Below are 23428 nucleotides of genomic sequence, written 5' to 3'. Positions count from 1 at the left end.
TGCACCCGGTGTCCGGCCCGGCGTCATCCGGTGACCGTCCAGCCGCGCGCCCTCGTCTGGGCCGCCCACATCGCGGCGTAGCGGCCGTCGGCGGCCAGCAGTGACTCGTGGTCGCCCTTCTCGACGATACCGCCGCCGTCGAGCACGATGATCTGGTCGGCCGCCACGATCGTCGACAGCCTGTGTGCGATCACGGCTACTGTCTTGTCGGCGACGAGGCGGTCGATCGCCTCCTGAACCATCACCTCGGACTCGGTGTCGAGCGCCGAGGTCGGCTCGTCCAGCACGACGATAGGCGCGTCCTTCAGCAGAGCCCTGGCGATCGCGACGCGCTGGCGCTCACCGCCGGAGAGCTGGCTTCCGATCTCGCCGACCCGCGTCTGGGCGCGCTGCGGCAGCCTCGCGAGCAGATCACCGCAGTTGGCGGCCTCCAGCGCGGCCAGCACCTCGTCGTGGCCTGCGCCGGGGCGGGCCATCGCCACGTTCTCGTAGATGGTGGTGTCGAACAGGTACACGTCCTGGAAGACCGCCGCGATGCTGCGCATCAGGTCACGCTCCGTGACGTCGCGGATGTCGATGCCGCCGATCCTCACGGATCCCTCCTGGGGATCGGCGAACCGCGTGATCATGCGCGTCACGGTGGTCTTGCCTCCGCCCGATGGGCCGACGAACGCCGTGAGCGTCCCGCTGCGCAGCGTCATGTCGACACCGCGGAGCGCCGGCGCTGCGGCTCCGTGGTAGGTGAAGGTGACGTGGTCGAGGATCACATCGTGGCGTTCGAGGGCCTTCGGTTCACGCGGTTCGGGCAGCGGCGCGATCTCAAGCACGGCGTTCACCCGCTCCATGGCCGCCTCGGACGCCTCGAACACCGCGGTCAGCGACGCGGCCCGGGCGAGCGGCTCGGCGAGCCCGGCGGCTGCGACGACGATGGCGGCGGCGGTCAGCGGCGAGAGCTGGGCACCGAGCACCAGCGCGGCGCCGACCGCCACGACCCCCGCGACCGCCAGGTTCGCGCCGATGGCGGCACCGGTGAGGGAGAAGGTCGTCTCGTCGATCGAGGACCGCAGCACCCTGCCCTGGTTGTGCATGGCCGCCACCAGTCGCTCCGACCGCTCGCCGACCTGGCCGGCGGCCTTGAGGACCGGCAGCCCCTGGACGTACTCGACGAGTCGATCGGCTGTCTCGGCATCGGCCGAGCCCACCTCGCGCTGGGTTCTGAGCATCGTGGCGTTCTGCCGGGCGAGAGCGAGGGCCGCGATCGCCGCGCCGACGAGGGCACCGAGCAGGAGCCGCCAGTCGATGACGATCAAGGAGATCACGAACCCGATCGGGATCACGATGAGCCGCAGGAACATGGAGGCCACGTCGCTCACGGCGAGCAGACCGGAGGTGACGTCCTGGTTCAGCACCGCGGACAACTCGCCTGACCGGCGCCGTGCGAGCTCTTCGGCAGGGACGCGGCGAAGGTGCTGCCCGAGCCTCAGCCGCAGGTCGGCCATGACGTCGGGATACAGGTTGTAGGCGAACCCGAGCTCGCCGAGGCGGAGGATCGACTCGGTCACCAGCAGTGCGGCGAGGCCGAGCAGCAGCCACCAGCCCGTCCGGTGGTCGCCGGACAGCAGCGCCGTCACGAGGGGGAGCAGCAGGACGAGAGCCACGCCGTTGCACAGGGCGCCGAGCACCGTGATCCGTACGCTGCGGGCCCACTGCGGCTTGAACGGGCCCGCGGCGACGCCCATCATCTCGATGATCCGCCTCATGCGTTCTGCTCCCGTCGCCCCGTGGCCGGGGCGTTCCCGGCTGCGCTCGTCGCGTCTGGTCCGTGATGGCCTCGCAGTCCCCAGCCCTGCGCACGACGGTGGCGGTCCCAGAGCCGCGCGTACGTCCCGGCATTGGCGACGAGTTCGTCGTGAGTGCCCGACTCCGCCACGCGTCCCTGGTCGAGCACGACGATCTGGTCGGCATCGACGATCGTGCTCAGACGATGCGCGACCATGATCACCGTGCGGCCCGTGGTGAGTTCCGCGATGGCGTCCTGGATCGCGGCCTCGTTCTCGGGGTCCGCGAAGGCCGTCGCCTCGTCGAGGATGACGACGTCCGCGTCGGACAGGAGGGCCCTCGCGATCGTGACGCGCTGCCGTTGCCCGCCCGACAGGCTTGCGCCCCGCTCACCGACCACCGTGTCGTACCCGTCGGGGAGGGCCAGGAGCTCGTCGTGGATGCGAGCCGCTCTGCAGGCACGTTCGATCTGCTCCGGTGTCGCATTCCTGGCACCGATGGTGAGGTTCTCGCGAATGCTCGCGTGCAGCAGGAACGGCTCCTGGAAGACGAGCGCGATGTGACGCAGCAGTTCGGCAGGATCGATCCGCCGGACGTCGACGCCGCCGACGCTGATCGATCCCTCGTCCACATCGAAGTAGCGCGGCACGAGGCGCGCGACCGTCGATTTGCCGGATCCGGACGGTCCCACCAGCGCGCAGACGCTCCCGGCGGGGATGTCGATGGTGACGTCGCTTAACGCCGGGGCGCGATCGGCCGCATAGCTGAAGGTGACTCTCTCGAGGTGAACAGCCCCTCCTCTGGGGAGCTCGGGGTGCGGCGTCTCGGGGAGTTCGGGCTCCTGGAGGACCTGCGTGATGCGCAGTGCCGCGGCCATCGCCTTGTTGTTGTGTTCGGTCATGTACATCAAGGGCATGAACGAATCGACGGGCATGGACGCGATCAGCAGTGCCACCACGACGGCGATCGGGTCGATCCAGCCGGCGACGGCCATCGCGAAGCCGCCGATCGCGACGAGGACCGTCACCGGGAGGGGAGCGACGAGCAGCCGCGTGGCCAGCGCTCCCGGCTTGCTCCGGTCGTTCCATGTGCGCAGACGTTCGGTGAAGTCGATCACCCGCTGGGCGTAGCGCCCGAACGACTCCGAACCGCCGTCGAACATGCGCACCTCCTGCATGCCCTGCACGTACTCGATGCTCGATGCATCGATGGCCTCGAGCGATCGGTCGTAGGCTTCACGCTCCGCCGCGTAGTCCTTCATCGCGATCTTCATGACGATCGCCACGATGGGCAGGATGGCCAGCACGACGAGCAGCAGTCGCCACTCGATGACACCCAGCGCGATCAGCGACGACACCAGGCCGCCGAGACCGGCGCCCAGCAGCGATGGCGAGTCGGCGATCGCGGAGTGCATCGCTCGGACGTCTCCTTGCACGATCTTCTTCACTCCGCCGGCACCGATCCGCTGCACGGCACCGAGCGGCATCCGGCCGAGGTGTGTGGTGATCGCGCGCCGCATCATGGTCTCGTGGTCGAAGGCGGCCTGGTGCGACACGACGCTGCCCAGGGTGGTGGCGACGGCCGATCCCACCATGGTCCCGATGATCGCGACCAGCCACCACGTGACCGTCTGCCAGCCGGGACCGGTGAGCAGATGCTGGACGAGGAGCCCGCACGCCACGAGGGACACGACGCGTAGCGCCGCTCCGAGAGCCCCCAGCGCCAAGGAGCCGATCAGGCGCCCCTGCACGGGGCGGATGACCTGCATCAGGGCTTGGCGCGGGGTGAACTCCGTGCTGGGTGTCGCGGGCCGCCGCTGGCCCTCTTCGGCTGGCGAATCCGCTTCGACAAGGGCTGTCATGCCTCTCCTCACGCTGGACGCGGGCGCCGCAATGCCCCGCACGTAACAGCGTACACATATGTAAGGCGAGCCTTGCCTAAATACCGCGGGGCGGACGCTCGCCCTCGTGCGGCAGCACGCAGTCCAGGAGGAGATCGAGGCTGTCCTCGACGGCATCGGAGTGCGGCCGTGGTTCGCTCTGCGCGAGCCGGGCCAGCGAGGGCATCTGCGTGAGGTCCATCGACCGGATCAGCGTCTGGGCGTAGGTGGGGCCGGTGCGGTGCGTGAAGAGCGTCTCGCCCACGAGGTGGTGGAAGAGGATGCCCCACCCGCGCGCCGCCTCCTTCTCGGGGAGCCCGGCTCGCAGCAGGCATCCGAGGGCCTGATCGATCAGCGGCATGATGTGCTCGCTCGCGAGGCCGTCGTTGGCGAGCACGCCGATCACCCAGGGATGCGTCCGGAAGGTGTCGTGGAGCGAGCGCAGGATCTCGCCGATCTCTCCTCTCGGTGACGACCCGCGCGGGACGGGCCGCACGGCGAGCGCGACCGCGTCGAGCATGCCGACGAGGAGGGCCTGCCGGTCCTTCACGTGCCGGTACAAGGACATGGGCGCGACGTCGAGTTCGTCCGCGACTCGCCGCATGGTCAGGGCTCCGAGACCCTCGGCGTCCACCAGTTCCAGCGACGCCGAGACGATGGCGTCCTTGCTCAGCGGCGGTCTGTTCCACCTGCGACGTGCCGGGGTCATCTCCTCATCGTGCCGCATTCCGGACCGCCCCTCCGGATTGGGTATGGTTAGGCTTCCCTAAGTGTACTTAGTTACGTCCAGATTGGATTCCCATGGCTTCTCCCTTGTCCAGACGCCCTGCGCGGCGCCTGCTCGCCGCCTCGCTGGCCACCGCCCTCCTGGGCCTGGCGGCGTGCGGCGCCGGTCCCGACACGACGCCGGCCACGACCGGCGCGTCTCCTGTCGAGGGCGGGACGGTGCGCGTCGCGATCCTCGGCGGCCAGACCGACACGCTCGACGTCACGAAGGCCTCGTCCTTCCTCGTCTACGGCGTCGCCCTGAACATCTACGACTCGCTGGTGCTCGTCGTGGACGGCAAGCCCGAACTGCAGTTGGCCGAGTCGATCACGCCGGACGCCGGCGCGACCCGGTGGACCATCAAGATCCGCGACGGCGTGACCTTCCATGACGGCAGCCCGGTGACGGCGGACGACGTGCTGTCCTCCTTGAAGTACCTCGGTACGGCGCCGAACTACGGTTCGATGTTCGCCGACGTCGACTTCGACCAGGCGACGAGCGACGGCAAGCTGACGGTCACCCTCGCGCTGAGCAAGCCGCGCGCCGACCTGATCGAGTCCGTCCTGTCCCAGATCAGCGTCGTGTTCCCGGCCGGCACGACCGACTTCAGCAAGCCGATCGGCTCCGGGCCGTTCAAGGTCGAGTCGTACTCGGCGGGAACCGGCGCCGTCCTGGTACGCAACGACGACTACTGGGGTGGCGCCCCGAAGCTCGAGCGACTGGAGTTCATCCCGATCGCCGACGCCACCGCACGCATGTCGGCGATCACCGGAGACCAGGTCGACTACGCGACGGGCGTCACCCCCACCGGGATCGAGACCATCCAAGAGGGTTCCGGGATCGTCGTGCAGGATCCGGGCGCGGCAGAGTCCAGTGCGTTCGAGTTCATGATGAACCAGGCGAAGGCGCCCTTCGACGATCCCGAGGTGCGCGAGGCGTTCCGGCTCGCGATCGATCGGGAGGCACTCGTCAATGTGGTGTTCCGCGGGAAGGGCACCGTCGGCAACGACGTCGTGGGCCAGGGCATGGTGGGCTACGACGATGCCCTGAAACAGCGCGAGCGCGACGTCGAGAAGGCCAAGCAGATCTTCGCCGCGAAGGGGGTCACCACGCTCGATGCGCTCGCCTCGGAGATGACACCGGGCATCACCGACGCCGCGAAGCTGATGGCCCAGCAACTGAAGGAGGCAGGAGTCGAGGTCACGATCCACGAGGCCGACCCGACGACGCTCTTCAACGATCTCAGCGTGGTGCGCGCCAACGACCTGTTCTCCTTCTACGCGATCAACCGGGCGTTCGCGGCACACGCCACGATGTTCCTGACCGACGGCGCTCCCGGCAACTACTTCGGAAGCCAGGACGAGGAACTCACCACGCTCATCACCCAGGCGCAGGCGCAGACCGACGAGGCCAAGCGCTCCGAGCTGCTCAACAAGGCGCAGGAGCTGGTGTGGTCGAACGGAACCGATGCGGTCTGGGGCTTCCAGCCGGTGCTCGCCGCACACACCGAGAACCTGACCGGAGTGCGGATGACGATGAGCGTGCCCCTGTTCGCCCAGGCCGCCTACCAGCAGTGAGCCGATTCCGACGAGCGGCACGCACGGCGACGGCGTTCGCGGGGTGGCTGCTGGGCTGGGCCGCCTGGACGCTGGCCGCGCTCGTCGTCGTGTTCCTCGTGCTCGATCTGCTGCCCGGCGATGCCGCCAGCGCACGCCTCGGGCAGAACGCGACGCCCGAGGCCCTCGCGCAACTGCGCGCGCAGTACGGACTGGACCGTCCCGTGCTCGTGCGGCTGGGCGAGTGGCTTCGGGGGCTCGCGTCGGGCGACCTCGGGAACACCCTGCTGAGCAGCGCCCCGATCGGCCCGATGGTGGCCACCGCACTCGGGCGGACGGCCGTCCTGGCCGCGGTGGCCGCCATCGGCATCGCGATCCTCGGGTGGGGCGGCGCGATCCTGTCCGGGATCAGAGCCGGATCGCCGCTGGACCGGGTGCTGAGCTCGACGGCGCTCGCCGCGATCTGCACACCCGAGTTCGTCGTGGCGACGGTCGCCGTCGTCGTGTTCTCCTCGGCGCTGGGCTGGCTGCCGGCCGTGTCGCTGCTGCCGGCCGGCGGCGGGGTTCTCGATCGTCCGCAGATCCTGGTCCTGCCGGCGCTCAGCATCGCGATCGTCGGCAGTGGGACGCTGATGCGCCTCGTGCGTCCCATCGTGGCGCGCGAGGCCGCCAGCGCGCACGTCGAGGCGGCCCGCCTGGCCGGACTCGCTCCCTCGCGCGTCCTGGTGCGGCACCTGCTGCCGGGCGCCCTCGCCCCGGCGGCGCAGGCGAGCGCGATGCTGGTGCCCTACCTCATCGGCGGGACGGTCGTCGTCGAGCGCGCCTTCGCCTACCCAGGGCTCGGCAGTCTGCTCGTCCAGGCCGTCGCCAACCGGGAGCCCGGCCTGCTCATGGCGTGCGGAGGGATCGTCATCGCCGTCACGGTGTTCGCGTACCGGCTGGCCGACCTCTCGCAGACGGATCGCTCGTGAGAGGCCTCGGCCGGGTGTGGCTGATCCTGCTGGTGGGGGCCGTCGGATTCGCCTTCGTGGGCCCGCTGTTCGCGACCGGCTCCGAGACGGCGGTCGCGGCCGGGTACCTTCCGCCGGGGGAAGGAGGGCTGCTCGGAACCGACGGGCTCGGCCGTGACGTGTGGCAGCGGCTGGCGGCCGGAGGCGCGGGCCTCCTGCTGGTCGCGGCCCTCGCGACCGGTGTCGCGATGCTCGTCGGGATCAGCCTGGGACTGGTGCTCACCTCGCGGCGCCCGCTGGCGAGAGGCGTCGGGTTCGTCGTCGACCTGCTTCTCGTCGTGCCGTCGATGCTCACCATGATGGTGCTCGTCTTCGGCCTCGGCTCCGGCGTGCCGACCATGGTGCTCGTCATGACCGTCGCCAGTGTTCCCTTCGTGGCCCGCTTCACCCGCGCTGCGGCGCTGCCGGTCCTCCGCTCGGACTACGTGCTGGCGGCGCGGCTGGGCGGGGACGGCTGGCCGCGTGTGTTCGTCCGCGACGTGCTCCCGAACCTGGCCGGACCGCTGCTGGCCGATGCCGGAACGCGCTTCATCGGCGCGCTCTACCTCGTGGCGGCGGCCGGTTTCCTCGGATTCTCACCGCTGGGCGGCGACAGCGACTGGGCGACGATGGTGCAGGCGGGGCTGGAGGGCATCCGGCTCAACCCGTGGGCCAGCCTCGCCCCGGCGCTCGCGATCGCGGCGGTGACCGTCCCGGCCAACATCCTGGTGGACCGGGCCATGAGAAAGGTGACGCAGTGATCGAGATCGACGAGCTCGAAGTGGCCACCCGGACGGGGACGTCCGTCCTCGACGGCGTGAACCTCACGGTTCCTGCAGGGCGCGTGCATGCGCTCGTCGGCACGTCCGGATGCGGCAAGACGACACTTGGCCTGACGCTGTTCGGACGGTTGCGGCCCGGCCTCCTGCTCGCGGGAGGAAGGGTGCGCGTCGGCGGCGCCGAGCCGCTGCGACTGCACGGTGCCCGGCTGCGCCGCCTGCGGCGAGAGAGGCTCGCGTGGCTCGGTCAGGACCCGGCGCTGTCGCTCACCCCACATCTGACGATCGGAGAACTGCTGAACGAGGTGGCGCCGCGCGGTGCGTCCGACGAGGACCTGCTGCGGCTGACCTGCTCGCTCGGGCTCGGCGACGTGGACGATCTGCTGCGTCGGCGCCCGGCCCAGCTCTCCGGCGGGCAGCGGCGGCGTGCCGCCGTCGCCCGCGCCGTCGCGTCCTCGCCCGAACTGCTCGTGCTCGACGAGCCCACCAACGGCTTGGACCCCGCGGCGCTCGGGCAGGTCTGCGACATGATCGCCACCCTCAAGCGGGACCGCGCCCTGACCGTGCTGCTCATCACGCACGACCTCGCGTTCGCGGATCAGGTGGCCGATGTGATCTCTCTCATGCGGAAGGGACGCATCGTGGAGACCTCCGACGTCGGTGCCGCCGGGAGGCTGCTGCGGCACGCCCGGGCCGCGGCGTCGCTGGCCGATGCCCCGGAGGAGCCCGACGTCGCGGCGGTCGGCGCGCCGGCGTTGCGGGCGCGCGGCCTCCACGTCGACTCGCCGGCCGGACGCCCGGTCGTGGAGGATCTCGATCTGGACCTCCGTCGCGGGCAGAGCATCGCACTGCTCGGCGCCTCGGGCGTCGGCAAGACCACCTTGGCCCGGGCCTTCATCGGGACCACTCCCGTACGTTCCGGGACGTTGGACCTCCTGGGAGAACCGCTCGCACCGTGCCTCGGCGAGCGCACCCCGGCGCAGCGCCGTGCGTTGCAGTTCATCGGGCAGGATCCGGCCGGCAGCCTCAACCCGGCGGTGACCGTCGGGCGCCAGCTCGGGCGTGCCGTGCGCAGGGCACGTCCGGAGTTGACGCGCGAGGCGACGGCGGAGGCGGTGCGCGGCCTTCTGGGGTCGGTCGAGCTCGCGCCCGAGGTGGCCGGCGCGCTGCCGCGGACCTTGTCGGGCGGGCAGGCCCAACGGGTGGCGATCGCCCGCGCCCTCGCGCACGAGCCGGCCGTCCTGCTCTGCGACGAGGCGACCAGCTCGCTCGATCCGGAGACGCAGGAGTCCGTGCTCGACGTGCTCGCGGCGCTGCGTCGCGGCCGCGGGCTCGCGCTCGTGGTGATCACACACGACGCCGCGGTGGCCGAGTATGCCGCCCAGCGCGTGCTGCTTCTGACGGGCGACGGCGCATGGGACGCCGCCGCGGTCGACGAGACGACATCGTCGCGGGTCAGCGCGTGAACCGGCGCGCGGATCGTCGCAGCCAGGCAGGAGAGGGGAGCCTCGATCGCGGCCTTCGGTGACGGTCGTCGTGGCGCCCGGATGCGGGGGTCTGTCAGTACCCGGATCGGCAGGATCTCCCGCCCCGGCCGACGGCGGGGTCTACTGGTGTCGGTCCGGTAGGAGCCCGCGCGGTGTGCGCCGGCGTTCGGTCGTGTCGGGCCGTCCACCTCTTCCTGAACTGGAGTGACAAGGCTTCATGAGAGCAACCTTCATGTACGGCGCCGGCGACGTCCGCGTCGAGACTGTTCCGGATCCCGTGATCCGGCAGCCGACCGATGCGATTGTGCGCGTGGTGCGCGCGTGCATCTGCGGGTCGGACCTGCACCCGTACCATTCGATGCCTGCGGCGGTGCAGGGGACGCCGATGGGCCACGAGCTGATCGGCGTCGTCGAGGAGACCGGCGCGGCGGTGACCACCGTCGAGCGGGGCGACTTCGTCGTGGTGCCGTTCGCGTTCAGCGACAACACGTGCGTCTTCTGCCGAGAGGGCTTCCAGACCGCCTGCGTGCACGGTGGCTGGTACGGCACGCCCGACACCGGCGGGCTGCAGGCCGAGTTGGCGCGGATCCCGCTGGCCGACGGCAGCCTGGTCGTCGTCCCGGACGTGGACCCGGCCCATGCGGACGAGTCCCTGCTCGCCTCGCTGCTGACGCTGTCGGACGTCTACCTGACCGGCTACCACGCCGCCCACATGGGGCAGGTCGCGCCCGGCAGGACGGTGACCGTGATCGGTGACGGCGCCGTCGGACTGTCGGCGGTGCTGGCGTCGAAGCAGTTGGGCGCGGAGCGGATCATCCTCATGGGACGTCACCGGGCGCGCACTGATCTGGGTGTCGAGTTCGGGGCGACCGAGGTCGTGCCCGAGCGGGGCGCGGAAGGTGTTGCGAGAGTGCTCGACCTCACCGGTGGCGAGGGTTCGCACATCGTGGTGGAGGCGGTCGGTCACATGCCCGCGTACGAGCAGGCGTACGGGGTCGTCCGTCCGGGCGGGATCATCTCCCGGGTCGGCGTTCCCCAGTACGAGGCGGCGCCGATCGGCTTCGGCTCGTTGTTCGGGAAGAACGCCCGCCTCGCCGGGGGTCCGGCCCCGGTGCGGGCCTACCTGGAGCCGGCGATCCGGCAGGTCGTCGCCGGTGAGATCGACCCCGGACGGGTCTTCGATCGCCTCGTGTCGTTGGACGACGTCCCGGCCGGCTATGCCGCGATGAATGCCCGTGAGGCGCTCAAGGTCATGGTTCGGGTGTGATCGGACTCGGCCCACGCGGGGCGGGACGACTCCGGTTGTCCCGCCCCGCCGGCTTCGCCGCCGCGTCCGTCGCCCTGGCCATGGTGTTCCTGGCGTCGGGTACGCCGATCCCGCTGTACAACACGTTTCGGATGCAGGACGGCATCACGGACCGAGATCTGGCGATCACGACGGTGGCCTATCTCGCGATGACGGCCGTGTCATTGCTGGTGCTGGGGCGGCTGTCGGACCATCTGGGCCGCAAGCCGGTCGCATTGGCGGCGGTCGGTTCTGCGGTGGCGGGTCTTGTCGTGCTGATGAACGTTCACGGCGCCGGCCTCCTGATGCTCGGGCGGATGTTGCAGGGCGTCGCCTGCGGGCTCGCGTCGAGCGCGCTGGGGTCCTGGGCGATCGACCTGGCACCCGCGCGCCCACGCTGGCTCCCTGCGCTTGTCACCGGCGCCATTCCGCCGGCCGTGCTTCCGGTCGGAGCCCTCGTGTCCGGGGCGCTCGCCGAATACGGTCCTGCTCCCCGCACCCTGATGTTCACCGTTGTCGCTGTCGCCCTTGTCGCGGTGGCTGTTCCGCTGGCTCTCGGCCCACAGCCCGCCGCTCGAAGGCCGGGTGTCTTCGGGTCCCTCGTTCCGCGTCTGGTGTTCCCGCACGGTCAGGGCCGGCTGCTGTTCGCCGTCGGCGCGGCGCTGGTCGCGACCTGGTCGTTCTCGGGCTTCTACCAGGCGTTCTCGCCGGCCATCACCGCCGACCACCTCGGCACCGCCAACCGGCTCGTGATCGCCATCGTCTTCTCCTCCATCGTGGTTCTCGCTCCGATCGGCGGGCTGGTCGCGGGCCGGATGCGGGCGACCGCCGCCGTGCGCCTGGGTCTGATCGGATTCTCCCTCGCCGCGATCGTTGCCGTGATGAGCCTGCACGCGGCAGCCATGGTGCCGTTCCTGGCCGGGAGCTACCTGGGGGGCGTCGCCCTCGGCATGGTCGGCACCGGTGGCATGAGCGCCCTCTTGGCGCAGACGGCGGCCGCGGATCGTGCCGGCCTGCTGGCGAGCGTCTACCTCATCTCGTACACCGGGGCGGCGGTCCCCAACCTGGTCGGTGGCGAGTTGTCGGCAGTGGTCGACCTGCTGGATCTGGCCTCCGGGTACATCGGGCTCGTGGTGAGCGCGGCCGCGGTTTCGATCGTCCTGCTCACCCGGTCCCGTCCCGTCGCCGACGCCGCCGCGGACGCCGGTCGTGTCCCCGCCCGGCCGACTGCGGATCGATGCGGGAATCCGGGATGACGGCGCGCCGGGGGTACTGGCGTTACCCGTAAGCGCAGGGTCTCCCGCCCCGGCGTGGAACGCGATGTCCTGGAGTGAAGGACACGCGAGGTGTGGTCTCCGGCTGAGGATGCGCCCCGCCCCGCGACCGATCACCGACCCTCAGGGAGGACCTCGTATGAGCACACACCTGCAACTCAAGGGACCCACCGTCACGGGACCCGAACAGTGGTTCACCGGAGACGTGTACTTCAACGCCTACTACACCGGCCAGGAGCCGTCCCGGGCCCGCCTGAACCTCGTTCGGTTCACGCCGGGAGCGCACACCGCCTGGCACAGACATGCCGTCGGTCAGACGCTCCATGTCACCGACGGGGTCGGCTACGTCCAGACCCGCGGCGAGGAACTCATCGAGCTTCATCCCGGAGACACCGTGTACACCCCGGCGGGGGAGTGGCACTGGCACGGGGCCGCCCCCGACCAGTTCATGAGCCACCTTGCGCTGTGGGAGGCTCCCGGCCCCGCCTCGGGGGAGCCGGAGACGACCTGGGGTGACAAGCTCACGACGAGCGAGTACCCGGCCTGACCGGGTACCCAAGGGGTACTGACGGTGCCTCCCGGGGTATCGCCTCGCCGATCTAAGGTGGAGCAATGGCAGACGTGAGAGCCGAAGTCCGCGAGTTCCTGGTGACGCGGCGCGCCCGGCTGTCGCCCGAACAGGCCGGTGTGCCCGCCTACGGCGGCCGTCGCCGGGTCAAGGGCCTGCGACGCGAGGAGGTGGCGCTGCTCGCGGGGGTGTCGGTCGACTACTACGTCCGGCTCGAACGCGGCAACCTGGCCGGAGCCTCCGACAGCGTCCTCGACGCGCTGGCGACCACCCTGCAGCTCGACGACGCCGAGCGTCAGTACCTGTACGACCTCGCCCGGGCCGCCGGTCCCGCACCGCGACGCCAACGAACGCCGGCCACCACGGTTCGCCCTGCGGTGCGCCAGGTGCTGGACGCCATGGCGGACGCTCCCGCCTGGGTGCGCAACGGTCGCCACGACATCATCGCGGCCAACCGCATGGGCCGGGCGCTCTATGCTCCGGTGTTCGACGACCCCCACAGGCCGGTGAACACGACCCGGTTCACCTACCTCAATCCCGCGGCCCGCGAGTTCTGGCGCGACTACGACACGATCGCCCGCGATGCCGCCGCCATGCTCCGCCTCGAAGCCGGTCGCAACCCGCATGATCCCGAGCTGATCCGACTGGTCGGGGAACTCTCGACGCAAAGCGAGCTGTTCCGGGAACGCTGGGCGTCCCAGGATGTGAAGTTCCACCGCAGTGGTCTGAAGCGGATCCACCACCCGGTCGTCGGCGATCTCGACCTGATGTTCGAGTCGATGGAGTTGCCCAGCGAACCGGGTCTCGTTCTCAACGTGTACACGACGCCCGCCGGGTCGCCGACAGCGGACAGCCTCAAGCTGCTGGCATCCTGGGCCGCCACCCAGGATGAGAGGCAGGACGATGCGGATTCGGCCCGGCAGCCGTCGTGATCCATCACGAACCCGCCCGTGCTCTCCCGCGACGACGCGAAGCCGGCGAGGGCTGCGGGTTGCCGCGCCGGCTCACCGACCTTCGGTCCCGCGGGAAGAGGGAATCAACCGCCAGGCCAGCATCGCCGCGATCAAGGTGAGCCCGGCTGCGACCAGGGATGTGGTCTGCATCGCGGATACGAAGGCGTGTCTGGAGGCTTCGGCGAGTGGTGAGCCGGCGTCCAGCACGCTCAGCGCCGACCCGAGCGAGTCTCGCACCCGGGCCTCGATCTCGGGGGCGAGGTCGGCAGGGATGGCGCCGGCGATGCCGGCGCGATAGCGGCCGGTGAGGAACGACCCGAGCGCGGCGATACCGAGGACCACTCCGAGCTCCTGGGCCGTCTCGGTGATGGCGGAGACGGAGCCGGCCTTGTCCGGCGGGGCCGCGGAGATGATCGCGTCGCCAGTGAGGGTCGTTGCCAGCCCGACCCCGAAGCCGATCAGCGCCAGGCACAGCGCGAGCCAGAGGTAGCTGTCGGCGCCCTCGGCGAGGGCGATCAGGCCCAGCCCCACGGTCACCAGTGCCATGCCGAGGGCGATCGCGCGCCCTCGTCCCAGGCGACCCAGCAGGAATCCGACGAGGGCGACCACGACGACCGAGGCCAGGGTGGACGGCAGCTCGGCCAGCCCGGCCTGCAGCGGGCTGAACCCCCGGGCGAATTGCAGGTACTGGGAGAAGAAGAACATCAGGCCGCTGAGGGCGAAGATGGCGATCACGTTGGTGGCCACCGCGCCGGAGAAGGTCGGCCGGCGAAAGAGGTCGACGTCGATCATGGGGTTCGCCAGGCGCCGCTGGCGACGGACGAAGAGGATTCCGCCCGCCAGGCCGACGATCACGCAGGCTGCGATCGACGGGGTGATCCCGGAGCCCGCCACGTGGGTGATGGCGTACACGATCGGCACCACCGCGACCATGGACAACGCGGCTGAGGGCACGTCGAATCGGCCCGGTTCAGGATCTCGTGACTCCGGCAGCAGGAGGATCCCGGTGACGAGCACGACCAGCATCACAGGCACGTTGATCAAGAAGACCGAGCCCCACCAGAAATGCTCCAGCAGGAACCCGCCGACCAGTGGCCCGATGGCCGAGCCGGCGCCGAAGGCCATCGACCAGATGGCGATGGCACGGGTGCGCTCGCCGGCGTCGGGAAACATGTTGCGGATCAGCGACAGTGTGGACGGCATCAACGTCGCGCCCGCGGCGCCGAGGAGGAGGCGGGCGGCGATCAGTTGCTCGGGGGATGTGGCGAAGGCTGCGAGAACGGAGGCGAGGCCGAAGGCCGCCGAGCCGATCAGGAGCACTCGCTTGCGGCCGAAGCGATCGGCCAGGTTGCCCATCAGCACGAGCAGCCCGGCCAGCGCCAGTGAGTAGATGTCGGCGATCCACAGCACCTGCTCGGCTGTGGGCGCGAGCGCCGCGGTGAGGGCCGGGACGGCGAGCGACAGGACCGTTCCGTCGATGGCGAGCAGCAGCACGGCCAGCCCGAGCACCGCCAGCGCGGTCCACCGGCGCCGGTTCGACGGTGGCAGGGTGGTCGCGGGGATCGGCGAAGGGGAATGACTCACTCGATCAAGTATACCGGCCGGACGGTAAAGTTAAGAAGGGACCTCCGCCGGGGCGATCGGATCTGTCGTCCATGGGATCTGGGCTGAGCGCTCCGCCTGGCGGAGGACTGCGGTCATGGGTCTCTGCTCGGCGGCCTGGCGTTGGACCAGCAGGGGATTGCCGGTGTCCGCTCCGGAGAGCGTCTGATTGACGATCCAGGCCCACGGGCGAATGCCGGCGCGTTCGAGATCTGCCTGGAGTCGGCTCGCTTCGAGCACCGGCGTTGTCTCCGCGACGGTGACGATGATCACTTTGGTGTGGTCAGGGTCCTGCAGCCGCATGAGTGGTGTGGTGAAGCGCGTTCCGGCTGCCATGTTGCGAGCGATCTCGTTGTGGTAGGAGCCCGTGGCGTCCATCAGCAGGAGGGTGTGACCGGTGGGGGCGGTGTCCATGACGACGAACCGGTGCCGGGCTTCGGCCACGACCTGGGAGAAGGCCTGGAAGACCGCGACCTCTTCTGTGCAGGGCGAGCGTAGATCCTCGGCGAGGGCGGCGCGCCCCAGGTCGTCGAGCGCTGCGCCCTTGGTGGCCATGACGCGTGCGCGATAGTCGGCCGTGGCTTGTTCGGGGTCGATGCTGGACACGCGGAGCCGGTCGGATGCGAGAGAGCGGTCGAGGTGGGCGGCGGGGTCCGTGGTGGTGAGGTGGACGTCCCTTCCGGCCGCCACCATGGCGAGCGCGATCATGGTGGCGGTCGTGGTCTTGCCGACGCCGCCTTTGCCCATGCACATGACCAGGCCGTGGTCCTGTGACGCGAGTTCCGACAGCACGGTGTCGATTGCCGGCAGCGAGCCTGGCGTGTCCCCGGTGGCGGGAGCGGCTGCGGGCGTGCTCGTCGGCGCGAGGAGGCATGCCAGGGCGGGCACGCCGACCATGTCGACTCCACGCAGGGGGATGCGCTCGGTGACCAGTCCGACGAGTTGTGGGGGGAGGTCGGTGAGAGCGCGGGTCTCACGGGCGCGGATCGCCTCGGCGAGCGGGTCGTGGTCCGGGTCGGCCGGCATGACGCCGTTGACGACCAGGTGGGTGGCGGCGACGCCGGCCTCGGCGAGTTCGTCGACGGTACGAGCCGCTTCGATGAGGGCGCCCTGCTGCGCACGGGCGACCAGCACGAGCCGGGTGATGCCGGGGTCGGCGAGAGCGGCAAGGGCACGTCCATACGTGGATCGGGACTTCTCCAGGCCCGACATCGGGCCGAGGCACGATGTGTCGCCCCTGCCGTCGTCAATGAAGCGCGTCCATTCACCGGGCAGCTTGAGCAGCCGGATCGTGTGGCCCGTCGGTGCGGTGTCGAACACGACATGGTCGTAGTCGCAGGTCGTCTCGGTGTCGGCGAGCAGATCGGTGAACTCGTTGAACGAGGCGATCTCGGTGGTGCAGGCGCCGGACAGTTGTTCGGTCACCGAAGCCAGATCGGCTGCGGACAAGTAGTCGCGGATCGGCCGGAGGGTCCGTTCCCGGTACTCGGCGGCCGCCTGCTCGGGATCGATCTCAAGTCCGTCCAACCCCGCGACGGCGGCGATGGGGGTGACACTGTTCCCGATCTCCTGCCCGAAGACGTGGCCCACGTTGGACGCCGGATCTGTTGACACCAGAAGTACCCGCCTGCCGAGCCCGGCGAGGTGGACTGCGGCCGCGCATGCCACGCTCGTCTTGCCCACCCCTCCCTTGCCGGTGAAGAACACGTGCCGAGGCAGGTGATCGAGGAACCTCACCGGGGATTCCCACAGCAAGAGACGGACGACGTGACGAGCGGCAGCGGCTGCGGCGCAGGATCGCGGTGCCCGGTAGCGGGTGCTCGGGTGCCATCGTCGCGGTTCGCCGACTGCTCTGGATCGGCCGCGGCGATACCGGCATACCGGGCGAGCTCGGCGCGCGTGGGATAGCGGCCGGTCAGTGCAGTCAGCCCGTCGACGATCACCAACGGAAGCGCACCTGCGCCCGCTGTCTGCAGGAAGGCTCGAGCGAGGTCGTCCGTGGCGAAGGCAGCGGGGTCTTGGGCAAGGTTGGCCCGGGTGACGGCGGCTCCGAGTTCCGTGACCCAGCGGACGTCCGCAGTGAAGTCCACCAGTGCCTGAGCCGGATCGGGGCCGCATACGCCGGTGTTGCAGCACAGCGGGCCCTCGAAGACCTTGATCGTGACCATCACATCCACTCCCTTGTATCGATGGTTATCAATACGAGGAGTGAAGCATCCACATCGACGACTGTCAATGTGTCAGCAGCAGCGGGCGGCGTCCGTCGGTGCTCCCAGAAAGTCCCGGGCGACATCGAGGACCTCTGGTGCCAGGGTGTAGTGCGCCCATCGCCCACGCTGTTCTCGGGTCACCAAGCCGGCGTCGACCAGCTTCTTCATGTGGTGGGACAAGGTCGGCTGGCTGATTCCGAGCGCGTCGGGCATATGGCACGCGCACGCGGTGCCGTGCTCGGCCGCGGCGATATGCGCCAGCAGCCGAACTCGGGCCGGATCCGACAACGCCTTGAAGGTCTCCGCGAGGCACTCCGCCCGCTCGGCGGGCATCAGCGCACCGGCGTTCGCCGGGCACGCGTCGCCGGGGTTCGCCAGGTCAAGCGTGGCACGAGACATGCCCGCACTGTAACCAACGCATTGACGGATGTCGATGAGCGGCCTTCGCGTTGGCGCATGGGGGATGAGTTACCCCCGGACTGAGTTGGTGATCGCCGAACTCGCTCCGGGCCCCGGCGTGGGGCCAACGGGCTTGGATGCGTCGAATCGACTTCGAGTGTCGACCCAGGTGCCCCGCAAAGCGCACATCGCGGTGCCGCACCGTGCGCCGGGGTCAACGCACGACATCGACTTCTATGCGCGGCCAGCTCGCCATGCCCGCGTGGAGGCTGAGCTTGGCTCGGGCGAGGTCGCGTTGCTGGAGGCCCTTGCCCAGTGGGAGCGAACGGTCGAGGTGCCTCCGGGTGAGGCGTGGGAGCGGTTCCGTGAGTTGATCCGCAGCGGGCAGTTGCGTGCTGACCACCTGGCGCGCGGCTCAGAGACTGAGCCGGGCAAGGTGAGGGCACGGCTGCGGGCGCTCTTGGAGTCACTCGGCGAGCACGCTCTCGCCGAGCAGATCCCGATGCCTGACCGTCGCACCACCGACAGCGCTCTGGCAATTCTCGGGAGTGCCGCATGACCACACTGCCGAGTTGGCGCGCCTCCGATCCGGCTGGGTTCAGCGAGGTTGTCGTGACGGCTGCCCAGCAGCTTGGCGTCCGTCCGTTGGCGGTCGAGAAGGACTACTGGGCGTGCGAGGCGCTGCGAAGTCGATGGTCCAAGCCGCTGCAACTGCGACCGGCGGTGAGGCGTCGGGTGGGCGCAGCGGTGGCAAGCCCGGCAGCTTTCACCGCAGCGCCTACCTCGCACCTCCCCTCGCGCATTCGGGAGAGCCGGGTGCGATCGCCGACGCAGGCGCGATTCTGGTCGAACTCGGCCAGTCCGGTGGCCCGAACCCACACCGTGACCGGCAGGTCACCTCACTGCTGGCCCGCCAACTCGCGGACGCCGGTTTCGACACCTCGGCCTGGAGCGACCTGGCCGCGTTCGACGTCGCTGTCCTGCATCCAGGACGCACCCTCATCGAGAAACTGCTACGGGTGAACAACTTCGCCAGCTACCCAGCCGCCCAAGAAGGAGTACACGGCTGGCCACGCATCGGTCGCCAGTTCTACGACCTGTGGGCGCTCCTCGGCAACGACGAGGTGCTGGAGTTCCTCACCGACCGGCCAACGGTCACCGATGTGCTCACCAGTTGCTTCGAGATCTCCCAAGCGTTCACGCCGGACCTACCCGTGCCTGACGGAGGCTTCGCTGCCAGCCCAGCCTTCGATGCTGCCGGGCCGCTCGCGGTGCGCCTCCGCGCTGAGCATGACGCAGCGATGGAGGGCCTGTACTACGGCACTGACGAGCCGCCCACCTTCGACGAGGGGTATTGGAGCGGGTCCGCGCCCACACGCCCTGCTGGCCGTCAGCTAAGCAGAATCACCCTCGCCGTCAGGCTCCTTGGCGGCGCGGCGTGCGAGGGATTCCAGGATCTCGGCAGTCACGGGGTTCACAGTCTCGTCGGGCTCGATGTGGTGCTGCTTGGTGATCTTCGAGGACGTGTGGCCCAGCATGTCGGCTGTGAGGTCGGCGCCGCTGGCCCGATCCAGCACGGTTGCGACGGTGCGGCGGAACGCGTGGAGCGTGACGCCTTCGATGCCTGCTTCCTCGAGGATGGTCCGGAGGCGTCGGCGGACGTTGTTCGTCGTCAACGGAGTGTGGTTGCGGCTGAAAAACAACAGGTGGTCGTCCGGCTCGTCGGCCAGAACCACGAGCCGTTGGCGGATGACCTCGGCGGTGAAGCTGGGCACCGAGACCACACGGGTCGACTTCTCGGTCTTCGGGTGCGGCTGTCGGTAGGTCGGCTTCCCCGTCGGGGAAATGATCCTGCCGCAGATACGCACCCGTGCCGGGGTCACGGTGACGTCCACGTCGCACTTGCGGATCGCCAGCACTTCCCCGATGCGCCCGGAGGTGCCGAGCATGACCTCAATGATCTGCTCCAACTGCCCGTCCGGTTTCGGCCCCGACAAGCCCGTACTGCGTCGCCAACCCCGGACGGCAACTCTGATCGCGTCGACCTGGGCAGAGGTGAGTGCCATCGCCTGTGACGGTGGCTTGTGTAGCACCGCGATGCTGCGCACCGGGTTCTCCCGCAAGGCGTCGTACCTGACCGCCAGCCCCAGCGCGAGACTCAGCACGGTGCGAGCCTGCTTGGCCATGCTGTAGGACTTGTTCGCCGCCAGTGCCTTGATGAACTGGTCGACCTTGCGCACCGTGATCTCGCGCAACAGCAGATGCTCGAAGCGGGCATGACAAGTTGCCGCATGTTCCGCTCGTACAGTCCCCGCGTGCTCACCGCGAGCCTGCCGGTCAGATCGAGGTCGGCGAGCCAGACCTCTACAAAGGCGACTGAAGGTGCTGTCAGCCGACAGGTCACGGCTCCCGGCCGAGAAGTTGTCCCGGCGAGTCAGCTTCTTCTTCAACGCCCGCTCAGCAGCGGTGCGGGTGTCGCCGGTCGCCTGGACGAGCCGCAGCTGCCCGTCGTCGTCACGGAATCTCACTCGGGCTTTGATCTTGCCGTTGTGGGCGGCGATGTAGGTGAACTGGCCGAAGGTGCCGACATCGGTGCGTGGGCGTGCCATCTCAGATCACCGGCCCTCGCGTGGCTGACCGGGCCGGACCTCGCGCTGGGCGTCGATCCAGGCCAGCACGTCGGCTTGGGTGAACTTCACATGGCGTCCCACGCGGACGCCGCACGGACCCTTGCCGTCCACGCGCCAGTCGTAGATCGTCGCGACAGGCACGCCGAGAAACTCGGCAAGGTCCTCGATACTCATCAGCGGAACAAGGCCGCCGGCCGGTTGCAGTGTCGTCTTCATGCCAGACAGGTGCGCCGGGCAAACCACCCGGCTCCGAAGCGTCCCAAGACGCTCCATGCCAGCGCCCCGAACGGGACGCCGTGCACACCTGCTGTACGAGTAGGTGATGACTATGTGATGACCGAGTCAAGTCTAGAAAACTCTCAGGCTCGGTTCCCAGCGGGAACCGAGCCTGAAATTCGTAGCGGGGACAGGATTTGAACCTGTGACCTCTGGGTTATGAGCCCAGCGAGCTACCGAGCTGCTCCACCCCGCGTCAACCCGACCAACTATACCGAGGCTTCCGGGCGATACCAAATCGGCGTCCCGGAGCGGAAAGACCCCCGCGAGGTGCGGGGGCCGTCGCGCTCAGGAGTTGGGACGCTTGCCGTGGTTCGCCCGCGACTTCCTGCGCGCCCTGCGCTTGCGACCGCCCTTGCCCATGCTGGTTCCTCCTTGTGACGTGGTGCAGTCCGCCATTCTGTCACGGATCGGCCAGGTGTCGCGAACAGGCGCCCGATGCGCGCCCGGCCGGTCCTGATGACTACCCTGTGCAGCATGCTCACGACCGCTCAGGTGATCGCCGCCCACACCGATCTCGACGCCGAGGAATCAGCGCAACTGGAGCGGCTCGTCGACGAATGGGGGCTGCTTGCCGACCTGTCCTTCTCCGACCTCATCCTGTGGGTGCCGGACGTCGACGACAACGTGTTCTGGGCGGCCGCCCAGCTCCGGCCCAACACGGGTCCGACGGCCCTGGAGGACGACGTCGTCGGCGACGATATCTTCTACGATCCCGAGCACCTGGTGACAGAGGCGTATCTGAGCCGGGAGATCAGCCGGACCTCGGGCAACAAGCTCAACGCGGGCATCCCCGTCGACGTCGTCGCGATCCCGATCGTGCGAAGCGGGCGGTGCATCGGCGTGGTGGAGATGCACACCAACCGGATGGGCGTCCGCGCCCCTGGTGCGCTGGAGGATTCCTACCTGGACGCCGCGAACAAGATCGTCGACATGATGTTCCGCGGCGAGTACCCGATGGCCGGTGCACCAACGGTTCCGTGGCTCTCGCCGCGCGTGGGCGACGGCATGATCTACGCGGACAGGCGGGGTTTCGTCACCTTCGCCAGCCCCAACGCCCTGAGCGCGTTCCGGCACCTGGGCCTGAGCGGTGACCTGGAGGGAGAGTCCCTGACCGCGGTGGTGAGAGAGCTCATCCCGGGGCACAACCGGGCACCCGTGGAGCGACCGCTCCTCCAGCGCAAACTGGTGGCGCACGAGGTCGATCTGGAAGGGGAGGGCGAGATCAGCCTGCGGCTGCGTATCCTGCCGATCACCGATGAGAAGGGACCTGCCGGTCAACTGGTGCTGGTCCGGGACGTCTCGGAGTTGCGGGAGCGCGAGCGTCAGCTCGTCACGAAGGACGCCACGATTCGCGAGATCCACCACCGGGTCAAGAACAACCTCCAGACCGTCGCGGCTCTCCTGCGCCTGCAGAGCCGGCGCATCCAGTCGCCGCCCGCGAAGGAGGCCCTTCAAGACGCCATGAAACGCGTCCAGTCGATCGCGCTCGTCCACGAGATCCTGTCGCAGCAGTTCGACGGGGCGGTCGCGTTCGACGAGATCGCGGACCGCCTCATGGGGATGGTCGCCGAGGCGGCCGTCGTGGGGAACAGCGTGACGGTGAAACGGGAGGGATCCTTCGGCCGCGTCCCGGCCGAGGTCGCCACCAACCTGTCCCTCGTTCTCACGGAGCTGTGCCAGAACGCGGTCGAGCACGGATTCCCCGGGCGGCGCGGGCAGGTTCTCGTCGAACCGGTGCGCGAGGGCTCGGAACTGGTGGTGGAGGTGTCCAACGACGGGCTTCCCCTGCCGCTGGGATTCGACCTGAACAAGACCGACAGCCTCGGCCTGTCCATCGTCGTCACCCTGGTGCACGACATGGGGGGATCCTTCACACTCGCCACGCCACCCGGACGATGGACGGTCGCGACGGTGCGAATCCCGCTGGCCCCGCCCGAGGGGCACAGGCGGGGTTGATCAGACGACCGGCGACTCAGGCACGCACCCGAGACCTCGCGGCGCGCCGCCGCAGCGCACGGCGCTCATCCTCGCTCATGCCACCCCAGACGCCATGATCCTGGCCGGCGTCCAGAGCCCATTGCAGGCAGGGTTCGCGGACCGGGCAGGTGCGGCACACCTTCTTGGCCTCGGCGATCTGCATCAAGGCCGGACCCGTGTTACCGACGGGGAAGAACAGTTCCGGGTCCTCGTTGAGGCAGGCTGCCTGATGGCGCCAATCCATTCGATGATCACTTCCTAGCTGGAGGAGTCTTGCCGTCACACGTGTCCAGTTAAAGATCATGCCAACACAGGCCACACATTTCCAGCATGTGGGGCCTGTTACTCCATGGACGAGGCGGACGGCGCGTCTCCCGCGCAACGAGCAAGGCTTTAGGCTGAACGGGTGAAGTCTACGTCCGTACCTCGTCCTTGGGGAGTAGTTACCGCGTGTGTTCTCACATGGCTGACAGGACTTGCGGCGATCGTGCTCGCCGTGCTGTCCGGGCTCTCGGGGCACGGCTCCTTCAGCGGTGGGGTTGCCGCGATGCTCGCGGTGTACGGACTCGGGCTCCTCGCCGCCGGCTGGGGACTGTGGCGGCTGAGCATCTTCTCACGCGGCCCCGTGGTGGCGGCGGCTTTGCTGCACGTCGCGGTGATCGCCGGCTACTACCTGGCCGGCCCGTATCTGTGGGTCGCGATCGCGCTGTCCCTCGTGCCGATCGGCACGGTCGTCGCGGCGGTGTGGCCGAGCACCACACGAGCCCTGCAGGCACGACGCGCACAGGCCCGGTCCCATCTGGAGACCGGGCCCGCAGCCGGATCGGGTGACGAGCGCTAGTCGTCCTCGTCGTCACGCGCCAACCACGTCGCGAGACGCTCGACGGGTATCTCGTACTCGGGGTGCTGGTCGACGAACACCCGCAGTTGCTCCGCCAGCCAGGCCATGGTGACCGTCTCCTCACCCCGGCGCGACTCCAGCTCCTCGATGCCGCGATCGGTGAAGTACATGCCGA

At 69.3% G+C, this 23428-nt stretch carries 23 protein-coding genes, 1 tRNA gene and 1 pseudogene; 12 read left to right on the top strand and 13 right to left on the bottom strand.

Annotated elements, in window-relative coordinates; genetic code table 11:
* Positions 1–23: 23 nt before the first annotated feature.
* From G555_RS0109030 to G555_RS18895, 3 genes are all read right to left on the bottom strand, one after another.
* On the bottom strand, positions 24–1760 hold the full coding sequence (locus G555_RS0109030) for an ABC transporter ATP-binding protein (protein WP_028708635.1): 1737 nt from the start codon (positions 1758–1760) through the stop codon (positions 24–26).
* Positions 1757–3640 carry an ABC transporter ATP-binding protein gene (locus G555_RS18900; RefSeq protein WP_169337883.1) on the bottom strand — a complete coding sequence of 628 codons (1884 nt, stop codon included), beginning with the start codon at positions 3638–3640 and terminating at the stop codon, positions 1757–1759. Before G555_RS18900 ends, G555_RS0109030 begins: the two co-directional genes overlap by 4 nt.
* A gap of 76 nt (positions 3641–3716) precedes the next feature.
* Positions 3717–4367: a TetR/AcrR family transcriptional regulator gene (locus G555_RS18895; RefSeq protein WP_169337882.1), complete on the bottom strand. Its 651-nt coding sequence runs from the start codon at positions 4365–4367 to the stop codon at positions 3717–3719.
* 92 nt (positions 4368–4459) lie between these two features.
* Here G555_RS18895 and G555_RS0109015 point away from each other — a divergent pair, with 92 nt between their 5' ends.
* From G555_RS0109015 to G555_RS0108980, 8 genes are all read left to right on the top strand, one after another.
* Positions 4460–6001 carry an ABC transporter substrate-binding protein gene (locus G555_RS0109015; protein ID WP_036921704.1) on the top strand — a complete coding sequence of 514 codons (1542 nt, stop codon included), beginning with the start codon at positions 4460–4462 and terminating at the stop codon, positions 5999–6001.
* The gene (locus G555_RS18890) at positions 5998–6951 is read left to right on the top strand and encodes an ABC transporter permease (RefSeq protein WP_084634967.1); all 954 of its coding nucleotides are present in this window, start codon (positions 5998–6000) and stop codon (positions 6949–6951) included. The genes G555_RS0109015 and G555_RS18890 overlap by 4 nt, the downstream gene beginning before the upstream one ends.
* Complete coding sequence (locus tag G555_RS0109005; protein WP_028708633.1) at positions 6948–7730, top strand: ABC transporter permease; 783 nt, start codon at positions 6948–6950, stop codon at positions 7728–7730. The genes G555_RS18890 and G555_RS0109005 overlap by 4 nt, the downstream gene beginning before the upstream one ends.
* A complete protein-coding gene (locus G555_RS18885; protein WP_051208605.1) occupies positions 7727–9214 on the top strand; it encodes an ABC transporter ATP-binding protein in 1488 nt (495 codons plus the stop codon). The genes G555_RS0109005 and G555_RS18885 overlap by 4 nt, the downstream gene beginning before the upstream one ends.
* A 238-nt stretch (positions 9215–9452) precedes the next feature.
* Positions 9453–10502 (top strand): zinc-binding dehydrogenase, encoded by a 1050-nt coding sequence (locus G555_RS0108995; protein ID WP_028708632.1) that lies wholly within the window; start codon positions 9453–9455, stop codon positions 10500–10502.
* Positions 10499–11776 carry an MFS transporter gene (locus tag G555_RS18880; RefSeq protein WP_051208604.1) on the top strand — a complete coding sequence of 426 codons (1278 nt, stop codon included), beginning with the start codon at positions 10499–10501 and terminating at the stop codon, positions 11774–11776. Before G555_RS0108995 ends, G555_RS18880 begins: the two co-directional genes overlap by 4 nt.
* A gap of 157 nt (positions 11777–11933) precedes the next feature.
* A complete protein-coding gene (locus tag G555_RS0108985; protein WP_028708631.1) occupies positions 11934–12341 on the top strand; it encodes a (R)-mandelonitrile lyase in 408 nt (135 codons plus the stop codon).
* A gap of 65 nt (positions 12342–12406) precedes the next feature.
* On the top strand, positions 12407–13294 hold the full coding sequence (locus G555_RS0108980; protein ID WP_028708630.1) for a helix-turn-helix domain-containing protein: 888 nt from the start codon (positions 12407–12409) through the stop codon (positions 13292–13294).
* A gap of 72 nt (positions 13295–13366) precedes the next feature.
* Here G555_RS0108980 and G555_RS0108975 read toward each other — a convergent pair whose 3' ends face one another.
* The 4 genes from G555_RS0108975 to G555_RS0108960 form a co-directional block, all read right to left on the bottom strand.
* Entirely contained in the window at positions 13367–14899 is a 1533-nt protein-coding gene (locus tag G555_RS0108975) for an MFS transporter (protein WP_245581229.1), read from the bottom strand.
* Between the two features lie 30 nt (positions 14900–14929).
* Positions 14930–16654 carry an arsenical pump-driving ATPase gene (gene arsA, locus G555_RS0108970; RefSeq protein ID WP_028708628.1) on the bottom strand — a complete coding sequence of 575 codons (1725 nt, stop codon included), beginning with the start codon at positions 16652–16654 and terminating at the stop codon, positions 14930–14932.
* Positions 16651–17085 carry an arsenite efflux transporter metallochaperone ArsD gene (arsD, locus tag G555_RS18875; RefSeq protein ID WP_084634963.1) on the bottom strand — a complete coding sequence of 145 codons (435 nt, stop codon included), beginning with the start codon at positions 17083–17085 and terminating at the stop codon, positions 16651–16653. The genes arsA and arsD overlap by 4 nt, the downstream gene beginning before the upstream one ends.
* Positions 17086–17157: 72 nt before the next feature.
* A complete protein-coding gene (locus G555_RS0108960; RefSeq protein WP_036921698.1) occupies positions 17158–17526 on the bottom strand; it encodes a metalloregulator ArsR/SmtB family transcription factor in 369 nt (122 codons plus the stop codon).
* Between the two features lie 262 nt (positions 17527–17788).
* Here G555_RS0108960 and G555_RS18870 point away from each other — a divergent pair, with 262 nt between their 5' ends.
* Positions 17789–18085, top strand: a complete 297-nt coding sequence (locus G555_RS18870) for a PH domain-containing protein (protein WP_156887484.1) — start codon at positions 17789–17791, stop codon at positions 18083–18085.
* Positions 18086–18218: 133 nt separating this feature from the next.
* A pseudogene (locus G555_RS23385) lies at positions 18219–18863 on the top strand (nucleotidyl transferase AbiEii/AbiGii toxin family protein); the annotation flags it as partial.
* A gap of 57 nt (positions 18864–18920) precedes the next feature.
* On the opposite strand, the gene G555_RS18865 reads toward G555_RS23385, so the two are convergent.
* The 4 genes from G555_RS18865 to G555_RS23380 form a co-directional block, all read right to left on the bottom strand.
* Entirely contained in the window at positions 18921–20135 is a 1215-nt protein-coding gene (locus G555_RS18865; protein ID WP_211223206.1) for a tyrosine-type recombinase/integrase, read from the bottom strand.
* A 6-nt stretch (positions 20136–20141) separates the two neighbouring features.
* Complete coding sequence (locus G555_RS0108945) at positions 20142–20372, bottom strand: helix-turn-helix transcriptional regulator (RefSeq protein ID WP_028708626.1); 231 nt, start codon at positions 20370–20372, stop codon at positions 20142–20144.
* Between the two features lie 182 nt (positions 20373–20554).
* A tRNA-Met gene (locus tag G555_RS0108940) sits at positions 20555–20628 on the bottom strand.
* Positions 20629–20720: 92 nt separating this feature from the next.
* Positions 20721–20795, bottom strand: coding sequence for a 50S ribosomal protein bL37 (locus G555_RS23380; protein WP_425413842.1), 75 nt, complete (start codon positions 20793–20795; stop codon positions 20721–20723).
* 114 nt (positions 20796–20909) lie between these two features.
* Here G555_RS23380 and G555_RS0108935 point away from each other — a divergent pair, with 114 nt between their 5' ends.
* Positions 20910–22391 carry a sensor histidine kinase gene (locus tag G555_RS0108935; RefSeq protein ID WP_028708625.1) on the top strand — a complete coding sequence of 494 codons (1482 nt, stop codon included), beginning with the start codon at positions 20910–20912 and terminating at the stop codon, positions 22389–22391.
* A gap of 16 nt (positions 22392–22407) precedes the next feature.
* Here the strand turns inward: G555_RS0108935 and G555_RS0108930 are convergent, their stop codons facing one another.
* A complete protein-coding gene (locus G555_RS0108930; protein ID WP_028708624.1) occupies positions 22408–22656 on the bottom strand; it encodes a WhiB family transcriptional regulator in 249 nt (82 codons plus the stop codon).
* A 243-nt stretch (positions 22657–22899) separates the two neighbouring features.
* On the opposite strand from G555_RS0108930, the gene G555_RS18860 reads away from it, so the two are divergent.
* The gene (locus G555_RS18860; RefSeq protein ID WP_051208602.1) at positions 22900–23253 is read left to right on the top strand and encodes a hypothetical protein; all 354 of its coding nucleotides are present in this window, start codon (positions 22900–22902) and stop codon (positions 23251–23253) included.
* Here the strand turns inward: G555_RS18860 and G555_RS22605 are convergent.
* Complete coding sequence (locus tag G555_RS22605; RefSeq protein WP_169337881.1) at positions 23250–23423, bottom strand: DUF6104 family protein; 174 nt, start codon at positions 23421–23423, stop codon at positions 23250–23252. The genes G555_RS18860 and G555_RS22605 overlap by 4 nt on opposite strands.
* Positions 23424–23428 lie beyond the last annotated feature (5 nt).

Origin of the sequence: Propionicicella superfundia DSM 22317 (genome assembly GCF_000423465.1) — a bacterium.
Lineage (GTDB): Bacteria > Actinomycetota > Actinomycetes > Propionibacteriales > Propionibacteriaceae > Propionicicella > Propionicicella superfundia.
This window is presented reverse-complemented; position numbering and strand designations above follow the sequence as displayed.

Bases quoted from the DNA above. Each gene is read 5' to 3' on its own strand.
- G555_RS0108945 (WP_028708626.1), bottom strand. From the start codon at position 20,372: ATGAAGACGACACTGCAACCGGCCGGCGGCCTTGTTCCGCTGATGAGT.
- G555_RS18895 (WP_169337882.1), bottom strand. From the start codon at position 4,367: ATGACCCCGGCACGTCGCAGGTGGAACAGACCGCCGCTGAGCAAGGAC.
- G555_RS0108960 (WP_036921698.1), bottom strand. From the start codon at position 17,526: ATGTCTCGTGCCACGCTTGACCTGGCGAACCCCGGCGACGCGTGCCCG.
- G555_RS0108985 (WP_028708631.1), top strand. From the start codon at position 11,934: ATGAGCACACACCTGCAACTCAAGGGACCCACCGTCACGGGACCCGAA.
- G555_RS0108930 (WP_028708624.1), bottom strand. From the start codon at position 22,656: ATGGATTGGCGCCATCAGGCAGCCTGCCTCAACGAGGACCCGGAACTG.
- G555_RS18865 (WP_211223206.1), bottom strand. From the start codon at position 20,135: ATGGCACGCCCACGCACCGATGTCGGCACCTTCGGCCAGTTCACCTAC.
- G555_RS0108935 (WP_028708625.1), top strand. From the start codon at position 20,910: ATGCTCACGACCGCTCAGGTGATCGCCGCCCACACCGATCTCGACGCC.
- G555_RS22605 (WP_169337881.1), bottom strand. From the start codon at position 23,423: ATGTACTTCACCGATCGCGGCATCGAGGAGCTGGAGTCGCGCCGGGGT.
- G555_RS18900 (WP_169337883.1), bottom strand. From the start codon at position 3,640: ATGACAGCCCTTGTCGAAGCGGATTCGCCAGCCGAAGAGGGCCAGCGG.
- G555_RS0109015 (WP_036921704.1), top strand. From the start codon at position 4,460: ATGGCTTCTCCCTTGTCCAGACGCCCTGCGCGGCGCCTGCTCGCCGCC.
- G555_RS0108995 (WP_028708632.1), top strand. From the start codon at position 9,453: ATGAGAGCAACCTTCATGTACGGCGCCGGCGACGTCCGCGTCGAGACT.
- G555_RS0109030 (WP_028708635.1), bottom strand. From the start codon at position 1,760: ATGAGGCGGATCATCGAGATGATGGGCGTCGCCGCGGGCCCGTTCAAG.
- arsD (WP_084634963.1), bottom strand. From the start codon at position 17,085: ATGGTCACGATCAAGGTCTTCGAGGGCCCGCTGTGCTGCAACACCGGC.
- G555_RS0108980 (WP_028708630.1), top strand. From the start codon at position 12,407: ATGGCAGACGTGAGAGCCGAAGTCCGCGAGTTCCTGGTGACGCGGCGC.